The 13,595-nt window shown below is 59.9% G+C and carries 7 protein-coding genes; 5 read left to right on the top strand and 2 right to left on the bottom strand.

Features of this window, described 5'->3' with window-relative positions:
- The first annotated feature begins 303 nt into the window (after window positions 1-303).
- From AB4Z24_RS15635 to AB4Z24_RS15625, 3 genes are all read left to right on the top strand, one after another.
- Complete coding sequence (locus AB4Z24_RS15635) at window positions 304-2,970, top strand: hypothetical protein (RefSeq protein ID WP_441709700.1); 2,667 nt, start codon at window positions 304-306, stop codon at window positions 2,968-2,970.
- 85 nt (window positions 2,971-3,055) lie between these two features.
- Window positions 3,056-3,631, top strand: coding sequence for a hypothetical protein (locus tag AB4Z24_RS15630; protein WP_441709698.1), 576 nt, complete (start codon window positions 3,056-3,058; stop codon window positions 3,629-3,631).
- 281 nt (window positions 3,632-3,912) lie between these two features.
- A complete protein-coding gene (locus tag AB4Z24_RS15625) occupies window positions 3,913-6,186 on the top strand; it encodes a TonB-dependent receptor domain-containing protein (protein WP_441709696.1) in 2,274 nt (757 codons plus the stop codon).
- Window positions 6,187-6,227: 41 nt separating this feature from the next.
- Here the strand turns inward: AB4Z24_RS15625 and AB4Z24_RS15620 are convergent, their stop codons facing one another.
- Window positions 6,228-6,542, bottom strand: a complete 315-nt coding sequence (locus AB4Z24_RS15620) for a hypothetical protein (RefSeq protein ID WP_441709694.1) — start codon at window positions 6,540-6,542, stop codon at window positions 6,228-6,230.
- 229 nt (window positions 6,543-6,771) lie between these two features.
- On the opposite strand from AB4Z24_RS15620, the gene AB4Z24_RS15615 reads away from it, so the two are divergent.
- Entirely contained in the window at window positions 6,772-10,134 is a 3,363-nt protein-coding gene (locus AB4Z24_RS15615; RefSeq protein WP_441709692.1) for an AAA family ATPase, read from the top strand.
- A gap of 69 nt (window positions 10,135-10,203) precedes the next feature.
- On the opposite strand, the gene AB4Z24_RS15610 is transcribed toward AB4Z24_RS15615, so the two are convergent.
- A complete protein-coding gene (locus AB4Z24_RS15610) occupies window positions 10,204-10,815 on the bottom strand; it encodes a MarR family winged helix-turn-helix transcriptional regulator (protein WP_441709690.1) in 612 nt (203 codons plus the stop codon).
- A 254-nt stretch (window positions 10,816-11,069) separates the two neighbouring features.
- Between AB4Z24_RS15610 and AB4Z24_RS15605 the strand changes: the two genes are divergently transcribed.
- The gene (locus AB4Z24_RS15605) at window positions 11,070-12,902 is read left to right on the top strand and encodes a putative bifunctional diguanylate cyclase/phosphodiesterase (RefSeq protein WP_441709688.1); all 1,833 of its coding nucleotides are present in this window, start codon (window positions 11,070-11,072) and stop codon (window positions 12,900-12,902) included.
- The last annotated feature ends 693 nt before the right edge of the window (window positions 12,903-13,595 follow it).

Here is a 13,595-nt window from a genome sequence, read left to right as displayed (position 1 = left end):
TATGTCGATATATGTTGTGAGTTCTAGGAACAATGGCCGTTTCATCTGCAGGCTGCAGCCATCGAAGATTACCCGTCGTGGCGACAGCCGTAGCGTGAACACTGTTCTGAGTCTGCAACACGACCTCAGAAAGAGCTGGGCATGTCAATCGCTCTAGGCTGTTTGGCCTAAGCTTTATCCACTTGTCATTTTTGTAAGTTACGCGGTCGCTCGTGAGCTTCGGGGGGACTTCGAAGCTCCGCGGCGTGACCCGGCCGGGCGTGCCCTTTCGTTCTGCGTAATTGGGGCAACAGGAGATTCCTCGTGTTTAGTAATGCGTTCATGGCCGGCGCCACGCGCCGCGCCAACTGGCTTCGTGCGTCCGCAAGCGTGCTTGCGATCTCTGCTGTCATGGGGGCAGTGCCGAATTCAGCCTATGCAGATGCGTGCACTGTCGGGCCCTTCGGAATGTCGCTTGCTTGCGGCGATGGCGCCTCGGCAGGCGCTCAGGGCGCGACCGCCATCGGCAATGGAGCCACGGCCGACTTTAGCAACGCAACCGCAGTCGGCGACGGAGCTGTTGCGGGCACCGAGGATACCACCGCGGTTGGCGCGGGGTCTTTGGCTGAAGGTCCGGAATCGACGGCCGTCGGGCAAAACGCCAAGGCTACGGGCGGCTTTTCCACGGCCATCGGAAAGGACGCGCTGGCCGACAAGATCAACTCGACTGCGACGGGACAGGGCGCGCAAGCGACCGGCAACAACTCTACCGCTACCGGTCAGGGCGCCGTGGCGAGCCAGCAGAACTCTACCGCCAACGGCCAAGGCGCCGAGGCCACGGGCGTTGCTTCGACGGCTGTAGGACAGGGCGCCAAAGCGTCCAACATCCAGACGACTGCGGTCGGACAGGGTGCGGGTGCCTCGGGCCTCTACTCGACCGCTGTTGGCGAAAACGCGCAGGCGACGAAGCAGTCGTCTACGGCGCTCGGCACCGACTCCAAGGCGACGGGTGACTATTCGAGTGCGCTGGGCAAGCAGGCGACGGCGTCGGGCAGCAATTCGACGGCCTCCGGCTATGCGGCCAATGCAACCGGCAGCTCGTCGACGGCAACCGGCTCGTTCGCTCAGGCGACGGCCGACCGCGCGACGGCGACGGGTGTGCTGGCTCGCGCTACGGGTGTCGGTTCGACGGCGACCGGTCAGAACTCGAGCGCCAGCGGAGCTCTTTCGACCGCAAACGGTGACGGCTCTCAGGCCAGTGGCGAGAACGCGACAGCGCTCGGCCAAGGTGCCGTAGCCGACAAGATCGACTCCACGGCAACGGGGCAGGGCGCGCAAGCAACCGGCAACTACTCCACAGCCTCCGGCCAGGGCGCGGTCGCGAGTCAGCAGAACTCCACGGCCAATGGTCAGGGAGCGCAGGCGACCGGCGTCGATTCGACCGCTGTAGGACAGGGCGCCAAAGCATCCAACATCCAGACGACCGCAGTCGGACAGGGTGCGGATGCCTCGGGCCTCTACTCGACCGCCGTTGGCGAAAACGCGCAGGCGACGAAGCAGTCCGCGACGGCGCTCGGCACCGACTCCAAGGCGACGGGTGACTATGCGACGGCGCTCGGTAAGCAGGCGACAGCGTCGGGCAGCAACGCGACGGCGTCGGGTTATGCGGCCAACGCCAGCGGCAGCTCGTCGACTGCAACCGGCTCGTTCGCTCAGGCCACTGGCGATCGCGGAACGGCGACGGGTGTGCTGGCTCGCGCTACGGGCGTCGGTTCGACGGCGACCGGTCAGAACTCGAGCGCCAGCGGAGATCTCTCGACGGCAAACGGTGATGGCTCTCAGGCAAGTGGCGAGAACGCGACGGCACTTGGCCAGGGCGCCGTAGCCGACAAGATCAACTCAACGGCAGCGGGGCAGGGCGCGCAAGCAACCGGCAAGAACTCCACCGCTACTGGTCAGGGCGCCGTGGCGAGCCAGGAGAACTCCACGGCCAATGGTCAGGGAGCGCAGGCGACCGGTGTGTGGTCAACGGCTGTCGGTCAGGGTGCAGAGGCGTCGAACCTTCGCACCACTGCCGTCGGCCAAGATTCCAGCGCAAGCGGCCTCTACTCGACCGCCGTCGGCCAGAACGCGGAGGCGACGAAGCAGTCTTCGACCGCGCTCGGCTCCGACTCCAAGGCGACGGGCGACTATTCAAGCGCGCTCGGCACTCAGGCCAAGGCATCGGGCAGCAACGCGACGGCGTCGGGCTATGCGGCCAACGCCAGCGGCAGCTCGTCGACGGCAACCGGTTCGTTCGCGCAGGCGACGGGCGATCGCGGAACGGCGACGGGCGTTCTCGCGCGCGCAACTGGTACCGGCTCGACGGCCACCGGCCAGAACTCCGCCGCAAGCGGGGATCTCTCGACTGCGATCGGCGATGGGGCGCAGGCCTCCGGCGAAAAATCGACTGCACTTGGCCAAGGCGCCTCTGCTACGCACGCCAATTCAACGGCGATCGGACAGGGCGTTGCGACCACGCGCGACAATCAAGTGGCGATCGGCGGCGCGAGCAACACCTACACACTCGCTGGTATCTCGTCGGATGCGAGTCGCGGGGCCCAGAGTGGGCCGGTTAATTTCGTGACCTCCGATGCATCGGGGAATCTCGCGACGCGTACGGCCGCCGACATGGGTCTTGCGACATCGGGCGACATCAGTGCGATCAATGCGCAGATCGGCGGACTGCAGAAGCGCGACCAGGAGCTGGCTGAGGGCATCGCCGTTGCGCTCGCTCTCTCGCCGCCGATCTTCCAGGGCAACCAGACGTTCGCCGCGCGCGTCGGCTGGGGCAACTTCGACGGCTCGAGCGCTCTCGGTGTCAGCCTTGCGGGCGTTCTCAACCGCGGCGGATTTGGCGCTGGCAGCTCTGTCGTCGTCGACGGCGGCATCGGCTTTGGTACCTCCGAAGGCACCGTCGCCGGCAAGGCCGGCGTAACCTTCGGCTTCTGATCGCCGAAGACAAGAAGCATTAGGAACGGTGGCGGCCCGAAGGCTGCCGCCGTTCGCGCACGTTCATCACGAGGGCTCATCATTCATGCGTATTACCCAGGCGATCGCGTTGGCAGCGGCGCTGCTCGCGACATCTCCCGCGGCGGCACAGGTTTCCACGCCGCAAAAGCCTGCAGCAACCAAGCCGAAGGCCGCGACAGCCGATCAGAAACAAAATGCCGGACGCCTTCCAGTGCCCTCCGCCGAAAAGCTGGTTCTCCTGGTGCGCCTATCATTGTTGACGCTCAACGACGCGCTGCAGACTGGCAACTACACCGTCTTGCGCGATCGCGCCGGGCCATCCTTCAGCCACAATAACACTGCCGCCCAACTTGGACGCATTTTCGCACCGCTGGAAAATCAGAACCTCGATCTCTCGGCTGTCGCCATGCAGATACCGACCCTGACCGCTGCGGAAGTCTCAGACGCGGAGCCATTGTTACACATCGCTGGAACTTTTCCGGGTCAGGCTGGCCAATTGAGTTTCGATTTGACCTACGAGGCGTCAGCTGGCCATTGGCGTCTGTTCGGAATTTCAGTTTCTGAGCTACCGGCAACAGTTGCGGGCGCTCAGGCGAAGCCAACAAATCCCACAAAAGACACGAAGAGCGGGAAGCCATAGCTCGCGGAACATCGCCGCGATTGGATTGTGCCCACTGCGCTGGGGGCTCATCCGAGAAGCAACCTGGCGTCTGGCCGCGGCGTAGCTAGCCAACGAACTTCAGCAGCTCATCGCTCATGGCGCTGATTTGCGCTTCGCCGATGTTCGCTCGGTTGCAAACTTTTCTTCGATCAAACCCTGAACGGTCCCAAAAATCGGACGAATGGAAGGCTGTTGAACTTTATAGGATGTTATATTATACGATTCCGAGATGCAGGCGTTTGCTGTTGGGGGCGTGGGGAATGAAGAGTCATATTTCTGTTGCGGCTGTTGTGTCGCTCGTATCGTTCAGTCCAACGTTCGGCCAAGAGGCGGGGCACGAGCCACAGCCATCTTCGGCAAGTGGTCAATCGAACTCAGTTTCAAATTCGGCGAACCTTCCGCCAGTCATCGTTGCGGAACCCAAGAAGGCGCCGGCACCTACGACAAAGCGCGTCTCCAAAAGGAACAACGCGTCGCAGACGGGGACGGGCGCACAAAAGACAACTGCGAAACCTGCTCCGAACCCGGAGGCATCTCTGCCGACGGCTTCGGGTGACAATTTCTTGCCGCCTCCGGGGACGCTCATCACGCCTCAGGCTGGTCTAAACGCAACCACCGTTACGACGGCGCCGAATTTATTGCCGACTCACGGTGCAACGATCACGGATACCTTGGACCAACAGCCAGGCGTTGCCGGGTCGGCGTTCGCGCCGGGGGCCAATCGTCCCATCATCCGCGGTCTCGATAACAATCGCGTACGGATCCAAGAGAACGGGATTTCGACGGGCGACGTTTCCGATATCAGCGAAGATCACGCTTATCCGATCGATCCCTACAGCGCGGATAGCGTGACGGTTATTCGGGGGCCGGCGACGATACGCTATGGTTCTCAAGCTATCGGCGGCGTCGTGAGTGCCGAAAATCAGCGCATCCCGACATACATTCCATATAACGGCTTCAGCGGCGAGATCATGGGGGGATTGAGTTCCGTCGATGGTGGCCGCGACGGCGCCTTCAAGGCAACCGCAGGGTCGCAGGGCTTCGCGATCCATGCCGACGGATTCGATCGCAAATCGAACGATTACGACACGCCCGACGGCAAACAGGCGAACTCCTTCGTCGACAGCCAGGGCGCCTCTATCGGCGGATCGTTCATTTGGCACGATGGTTTCTTCGGCGTCAGCTATACGCGGTTCGACAGTCTCTATGCCATTCCCGGCGTTGAATCAGCCGAAGCCAAATCGCGCATCGACATGGGGCAGGATAAAATCAACGCCAAGGGCGAGTGGCGTGCTCCGGAACTCGGACTTGCGGCAGTCAGAACTTGGTTCGGATGGGACAACTACGCGCATAATGAACTCGATTTCGATGCCGCAGAGAATGCGGATACCGTCGGCTCTCGCTTCACCAACAAATACACGGAAGGTCGGCTCGAAGCTGAAACAGTGCCGGTTGCTACGGGCATTGGCGCGCTCACCAGTACAGCTGGCATTCAGATCAGTAACCGAAAGCTCGTGGGCACGAGTTTCGAGGGTGACAGCTTGCTTGAGCCCAGCACGACCGATGTTATCGGCGGCTATCTGTTGGAAGAGTTGCGCGTCACAAAACCGTTGAGGTTTCAGGCGGGCTTTCGCATCGAGCACGATAGCGTACACGGGACGATGTATGACGATATTTTCAATCCGACCTCTTCCGATCTCGTCGGACAACACAAAACGTTCGACCCGAAAAGCGCGAGCCTTGGCCTGTTGTACGACCTTCCCCTCGGAGTCGTTGCGCGCTTGACCGGACAGTATGCGGAGCGGGCTCCCGTGGCGCAGGAACTCTTTTCCAAGGGCGCGCACGATGCGACGGGCACCTTCGAAATCGGCAATCCCGACATCGGCATTGAAACGTCGAAATCGATCGAGCTCGGTTTCGGCAAGACGACAGGGCGGTGGCGCTTCGACAGTTCGGTCTATTACACGAAGTACGACGGATACATCTTCCGCGATCTCACCGGTGCAATGTGCGGTGCGACCATCGACACGTGCGGGAGCGGCGATCCTGGCAACGAGTTTCATGAGGTGATCTTCAATCAGCGTGACGCGACGTTCTATGGCGTCGAACTCGCAACGGAATATGACGTCGGACACGTCCTCAGGGGTGTGTGGGGTGTGTCAGGCCAATATGATTTTGTGCACGCCAGATTTTCCAACGGCGAGTACGTGCCGAGGATGCCGCCTCATCGTCTTGGCGGCGGGCTTTACTACCGCGACGACGCCTGGCAGGCCAAGATTTCGTCTCTGTACGCGTTCTCGCAGGATGAAATCGCGCCGAACGAGACCCCGACTGCCGGCTACACGCTGGTCAACGCCGAGGTGAGTTACACGATGGCCTTGGACGGACGCGGCGCCGTTGCTCCCAGGATGACCATTGGCATCAAGGGCGAAAATCTTTTGAACGATTATGTCCGAGACAGCACATCGTTCAAAAAGGACGAGGTGCTGCAGCCGGGCGCGAATGTGCGCTTGTTCGGCAGGCTCGCATACTAGGCGATGTATGTGGCGGCGGGGGGAGCGTTTGACCGCCGCCGCTATTTCTTGGGCGGTTGGCAGACAGCGCCGTTGGCCTTTGCAACTTTGATGACATCTGGCGCGGCGGTAACGATACCGCTGATCTTCCCCCGTGCCAACGCGAACGGCGCGCTTTCCGTATCGTAATCGCGGATGGCTTCGGCGCCGAAGGATTCCGCGACCGCGCATCCTGCATCGGAATAGCAGGCCACTGTGGTGTCAGGTCCCGGCGGGTCGTCCTTGGGGTTGATGCAGACGATTTCGGCATCGCTTGCGTGCACGGCAGGGCAGGAGAGTGAAGCGAAGACGAGGAAGAGCAAAGGCAACGTCCGCATGGAGACCTCGCAGCTGTGAGCGACGCATTATGCCTCGTGCGCGCCGAAAGGACAGGGCGATTCATCGCGAATTTGACCAGCATGGTATACAGGGCCTGCGGGCGGACGAAAGCGCACCCTGGTGACGGTTGACCGCCTTTTGGAGAGGGATCTTGCGCCGACCCGTTGACAACAGCGGGGTCGCTTCTGCTTGTTCTCTAACCGGAGTGAGAGGCGGTGGGAGAGCCCAATGGATCAGATCCTTGTGCTGTTGTTGTGGGCGATCATCGGAGGGGTGATTGTCTTCCGGCTGCGTGGTGGCACCTGGGCCGATCTCAAAAAATTCCGGCTGTTTAGAACCCTTGCGCCCAAGCAGTCACTCGGCACCGAGCTGCACACCATCAGCAAAACGCTGGAACCCTTTGCTCGCGATTCCGCGCACACGAACGAACTTGCTGAGAACGCCGACTTTAAAAGCGCGGTGGCGCTTCTTGCTGATCCAAAAGTGCCGCTCGAGACCGTGTTCGACTATGCCTTTGGGCAGAACTGGCCGCTGTCGTGCGCGGCATTTGCCGCCTTGAAGCAGCGGCCCGATGCATTGAGCTCCGCTTCGAAAGTGCTGCCGCGTTTCGACGGGTTGTCCGTCTGGCAAATGACGTTTGCATTCCAATATTTCTTGAAGGCCTATGCGCGCCCGCCTGCCGGAGCGTTTCTCGTGGGGCTTCGCGACTGGTGGTCGGAGAACGTTCTTTTGCGTCACCTCCTTTCGGATCATTTCACGGCGCTCGGCGAGGACGAGCCGGCCGAAGTCGGTCCCGAGGTCATGGCGTTGCCGCTCTGGAAACGGGAGCAAATCAGGGATTTCCTGGCGCTCGTCAGTCACCCGATGGCGGTACGTCTCGCGGCGAAGGTCGTGCCTGCCGGTCCTCAGCAGGAGACATCGTCGACGACGTCACCATCCACATCATCGTTCCTGTCATCGATCGGCCGCTTCTGGGCGAACAACACCGAAAATGGACTTCTGATCGAACCTCAAGGCTGGAAAGACGCACTCGGCGCCGCCCAACGGCTGGTGGACAGCGGGTCGTTACGCATCCTCTTGGTCAGCGGCGAACCGTATGTCGGGAAGACGTCGTTCCTGAAACTTCTAGCCGACCGCATAGCCGCGAAAGAGTGGCGCGTCTTTCAGGCAAGCGGCGCCGATCTTCAAGCCGGGCAGATGTACATCGGCCAGCTCGAGGGACGCATCCGCGAGGTGCTCCAGGAACTGGATGCTGGCAACAAAGTGATTTGGTACGTGCCAGACCTCCTCGGCTTGGCGCTCAGCGGGACGCACCAAGCCCAGAGCGCGAGCATCCTGGATCAGATCATGCCAGCGGTCGCGGCGGGACGTCTTCTGATCTGGGCTGAAGCTTCGCTCGCGGCGACGACGAAGCTGCAGCAGCTGAAGCCCGCGGTGAGGCGCCATCTCGAAATCGTCCGCATGGAGGACATGGACGAGGAGGAGGCAATCGAACTTGCCGAAACGCTCGCCGCACGCTTGGAAAAGACGACACGGACGCCGATCGATCCGAGTTTCGCCCGGACATCGGTTGATGTCGCTCAGAGCTACCTGACAGCGATGCATCTTCCGGGCTCCGCGCTGTCTCTCATGAAAATGACGGCCGTTCGGTCGGAGAAAGAGAAAGTCAAACGTCTTGGCAGCCATGAGATCCTGGCGACGCTCTCGCAACTTACGGGGCTACCGCTGTCGATCCTCGATGGTGCGGAACGCTTGAGCCTCGAAGAGGTTCGCGGTTTCTTCCAAGCCCGCGTCATTGGTCAGCCGCACGCCGTCGCGGCATTGGTCGAGCGCATTGCGATGCTCAAATCGGGCCTCAACGATCCAGGGAAGCCGATCGGCGTTTTTCTGTTTGCGGGCCCGACCGGCACCGGCAAAACCGAGCTTGCGAAGACCGTTGCCGATTACCTTTTCGGCGCGGTCGATCGCATGATCCGGCTCGACATGAGCGAATATCAGACTTACGAGGGCGCGCAGAAAATTCTGGGCGGCGGCAATCTTCCTGCCGATGCCGAGACGCTCGTGGCGCGAATCCGGAAGCAGCCGTTCTCAGTCGTGCTTCTGGACGAGTTCGAAAAGGCGCACCCGCAGATCTGGGATCTCTTCCTCCAGGTCTTCGACGAGGGCCGGCTGACGGACGCTACTGGACAGACCGCGGACTTTCGTCATTGCATTATCATCCTGACGTCGAACCTCGGCGCGACCACGCATCGCGATAGCGGCAGCATTGGTTTCAAGCCATCCTCTTCAGGTTTTACGGACGAACAGATTCACAAAGCCATTTCGCAAACATTCCGCCCCGAGTTCCAGAACCGGCTCGACAAAATCGTCGTATTCAAGCCGCTGACGCGCGAATTGATGCGCGGAATTCTCATGAAGGAACTCGCGCACATTTTCGAGCGGCGCGGTTTGAAAGACCGCGCATGGGCCGTCGAGTGGGATGCCAGTGCGCTCGAGTTCCTTCTCGAAAAAGGCTTTTCACCGGAGATGGGCGCGCGGCCGCTGAAGCGTGCGATAGATCACTACCTGATAGCGCCGCTCGCGGAAACGATCGTCGAGCGGCGTTTCCCTGAAGGCGATCAATTTGTCTTCGTACGCCGCGATGGCGGTGCACTTCGTGCCGACTTCGTCGACCCCGACGGCAAGAGCGACGTCGCGGTTGCATCGTCGGTCTCCGCCCACACGCAGGCGGGTGCGCCTCAGAGCCTGTTCGACATGATGCGCACGCCGTCAGGCGATGCGAGCGAGATCGCAAGTCTTGCTGCCGCTCACGAACCGATCGCGCAGCGCATCGAGTCGGTGGAATGGGCAGCGGCGAAGGCGGAACTAACCCGGGAAATCGGATTGCCCGACTTCTGGTCGCGGGCCGATAGATCGCAAACGCTCGCCCGTCTGGAGTTGATGGACCGTATCGAGGTCGCAACGGAAACAGCCACCTCGCTCGAGGCGCGTCTGGCGCGGCAGACCGGAAAAAGCATGCGCGATCTGATCGCGCGGCTCGCCATGCAGATTCATCTCGTCAATGAGGGGCTGAAGGATCTTGACGAAAAAGCACCTGTCGAGGCCGCGCTCATCGTTGAACCGGCTTTCGTGATGGACGCCGATGATGGTGAGGCCGCGACGGCATGGTGTGCGGAACTCGGCAGCATGTACCGCGCCTGGGCCCGCAACAGGAACATGTACGCAAGCGAGATCGACGCCATTCCGGGTGTGGATGCGAATGCGCTGATCGTTGGCGGTTTCGGAGCTTATCGCGCCCTTGCCCGCGAAGCCGGTCTGCATATTCTCGAGAAAAGCGAGGTTGGAGGCAGCCGCGTCACGGCGCAAGTCCTCATTGCTAAGCTGCCGCTTGGCGACGCGTCGAAGGCCGAGATCCGCCAAACGCTTGCGGGAGCATTCGGAGCCAAAGCAAAACGCGGCACGAATATCGTCCGCCGCTATCGGAAGGGAGCGACACCGCTCGTTCGGAATGGGGACGGCAGCGTTCGCAGCGGCCGGGTTGAAGATGTGCTGCGCGGCAACTTCGATCTCTTCGCGCTTGAACAGAATTAGGCGAGGCGATCAAGGGGAGCGGTGTCAGTTCGATTTATTCGATGGCTCAAGTTGCCTGAGGCGCCGGGGTCAAGAATTAGGCTCCCGCCGGCGGGGCTTCTGCAACTGCTGCGACGCCTGAAAATTCCTGCAAAGGCAATCGAGCTCCGCCTCCAACAGGAAGAAGTTCAGAAGCTTGCAGACATATTTGCTCTCTCCGGTTGTGCCGCCGCTTCTCGTGCGGCGCGTCAATAGAAACGCGCAATCCCGGCATGTTCCAAATGGATTTCGCGGCTGATCGCCTCCGACATTCGCTAAAAGATAACGCAGAACGTCGCGAAAATGCAGAAGCTCGGCGTTGCTCAGGTCCTCAACTTCCGCCGCAAGATGCGCGAGAGGATCCTCCCCCATGACTCCACGACCGGCATCCGTAATCGTGAAAACTGAGCTTCGCGCATCTCGGGAAGAGATATCGCGTTCGAGAAATCCCGCGTGTTCGAGGCTCTTGATCGTCTGGGATGCCGTGCCCGCAGTCGTTGCCTGATATTGCGCAAGTCCAGAGAGCGTTCGGCTATACGGATTTGCGCGCGAAAAATAACGAAGCGCAATCCACTGTGCCGGTGTTAGTCGATCTCCGTCATTTTCCGCTAGCAGCATACGGCTCAATTGCAAGAGTACGTCGACAACTTCTTTCGCAACCATTCAACCCTCGTAGGACAGACCCCACACCCGTATCGGAAATGGGCAAGTCAACAAATTGTTTTCATGGGAAAATATCGCCGGAAGTAGCGAAGCGATAGAATTTAGTTTCGGAGCGCAAGTATCGATTTCTGGATCGATTCAATCTTTGCGGCCAAGCGATAGCGTCGAGCCAAAATGCCCGTCAATTTAGCGTTTGCTTCATCATCCTGCTCGCACACTGCTCAAAATAACAAAATCCGAACGAGAACTGCCAAATGAGCATCAAGCCAAGCGCAGAGCACGATCAGGAAAGCAACCACTCCCTTTCTTCCGAGACGCAACCACGAAACAGATCGCTGACCATCGATCAAGGCCTCGCCCTAACCATCCTTTCATGCACGCAAGAGGCGGTGGTCATAACGGATGCCTGCGGCACCATCATCACGGCAAATGCCGCGTTCTCGCGGATCACTGGCTATTCGGTCGATGAAATCTCGGACAAGAACATGCGCGTTCTTCAGTCCGGCGTCCACTCGACAGACTTTTATGACGCGATGTGGGACGGTATACGGGCGAACGGCTATTGGCAGGGAGAAGTTTGGAATAAAAGAAAAAGCGGAGAACTGTACCCTGCTTTTGTGACCATCAGCAGCGTTCATTCCGAGACTGGCCAGCTCACGCATTATGTCGGAAGCAGCGCCGATCTTAGTTTGCTCAAGGCATCGGAGCGCGAACTCGAGCATCGCGCTCACCATGACGATCTTACCGGTCTTCCCAATCGGAGGTTTCTTTCGTCCCGGCTTGACTCGGCATTAGCCGGTTCCGGAAAAAATCAATCAACGGGCGCGGTGATCTTTGTCGATCTCGATCGGTTCAAGCTCGTCAACGACAGTCTCGGGCATGGCGCCGGTGACGAAGTTTTAGTCTGGGCGGCCGACAGGCTAAGGTCGTGCATTCGCGGGTCCGACATGGTCGCGCGCTTCGGCGGCGACGGATTCGTTGTGGTTTGCGAGAATGCCAATCGTGCTTCAGCCATCTGCCTTGCCAATCGCATTCTCGACCAGCTTTCTCAACCCTACATTCTTTCCGATGGGCAGCAGGTTTGCTTGGGTGCCAGCGCGGGAATTAGTCTTTTTCCCGAAGACGGTTCCGACACGACGTCACTCATTCAATACGCGGATGCCGCTCTCTATCACGCAAAGGCAGCAGGCAAGGGTACATACCGGTTCTTCTCAACGGGCCTCACTCAGGCGGCAAACACGCGGCTCTCGGTGGACCTTCACCTGCGGCGTGCTCTCGAGCGCGACGAGTTTGTTCTCCACTATCAGCCCTTGGTCTCGATTCCAGACGGCAGGGTGACGGGCTTCGAGGCCCTCATCCGGTGGAAGACTGCGAACAACAACATTGTGTCTCCGGCGGAATTCATCCCGATAGCGGAGGAAACGGGGCTCATCGTGCCGCTCGGCGAATGGGCCCTTCGTACCGCATGCCGCGACATGAAATGGCTTCTCGCCAATGGTGCGCAGATATCCACGATGGCGGTGAACGTCTCTGCGCAGCAGCTGCATCACGTGGGTTTCGTCGATGTGCTTGGGCACATTCTGAAGGAATGCGATCTGAACCCGGCTTGCCTCGAGTTCGAAATCACGGAAGGCACCTTGATGGGCCAGGGTAAGGCCCCTGTGACATTGCTCGAGGCCATCAAAGGATTGGGCGTGCGCTTGGCCGTCGACGATTTCGGCACCGGTTACTCATCGCTATCGTATTTGCAGAAACTGCCGATCGATAAGCTCAAGATCGACCGGAGCTTCGTTGCTGAACTGGAGACCGGCGGCGCGTCACAGGCGATTGCCGCTGCAATCATAGGGCTCGCGACAAGCCTGAATTTGGAGGTCATTGCTGAGGGTGTCGAGAGTAGCTATCAGATGGATTTTCTGGTCAAGCATGGCTGCCGAGAGGCGCAAGGATTTTATTTCGGAGCCGCGGCACCCATCGCGTCTCTCAAGTCCTTGCCGGGATTGACATGGAGGAAAGACGGCGAGTGCTGGCGCTATTCCAAAGACCCCTCCGGCACTTCGAAGCCCATTCAAGCTATTTCGCTACAATGAACGAACCGGCCGGGCCGGCGGCTTCGATCCGGAAATTATGCAGCGCGCTGATTGAAAGACGGCAGCACGGCACTCAGGTCAAGGAGGCCTATCATCCGACGCTCGATTGGGATGACACCTCGCACATAGGACCGGGCAACGATATGGTTGACCCTCGAAACAAGATGCGTGTGTACGGCGATCGCCCGCATGTTTGCCTGATGCCCGGCCATTGATTGTTGTTTCGGAGGCCGCGCAAATTCCATCAGCAACTCTTGGCGAAGGCTTTGAGACAATCTTTGGCGGAGCTCCTGCGCGTCGCCAATATATCCCGAGAGAAGGGCAGGGATTGAGCATCGGCTACGGGGCTATTTGGGTCGACTAGCGGGAATCTTCTCGCCATGAGCGCGCGGTCGCGCGGCTTCGTTCAGAGGATCGAGCTGCGTCGACGTCCTAGAGAATGCCATTGGTGAGCGGCCGAATTTCGCGGCTCAGGCTTTTTCTAAAGGCTTATCGAACAGTTTTGGGTGTGGGCCGAGCTGCGGGTGGCACAAGCAGGAAAGATTGCTGCGATCGCCCGGCGCAAATGTAAACAAATTGGGGCGAATTGCCTGTTGCAGGCGGAAATTGGCAGTCTGTGGCGGCTTTGCAACGTCAGTAGCATTTTGACGGTATGCAATTGGCGCAGGAAATACTCCCATTTTCGAGCAATGC

It is taken from the genome of Hyphomicrobium sp. 2TAF46, from assembly GCF_052114865.1.
In the GTDB taxonomy this organism is placed as follows: Bacteria; Pseudomonadota; Alphaproteobacteria; order Rhizobiales; family Hyphomicrobiaceae; genus Hyphomicrobium_B.
The sequence above is the reverse complement of the archived record's forward strand: the minus strand, read 5'-3'. Positions and strand labels throughout refer to the sequence as shown.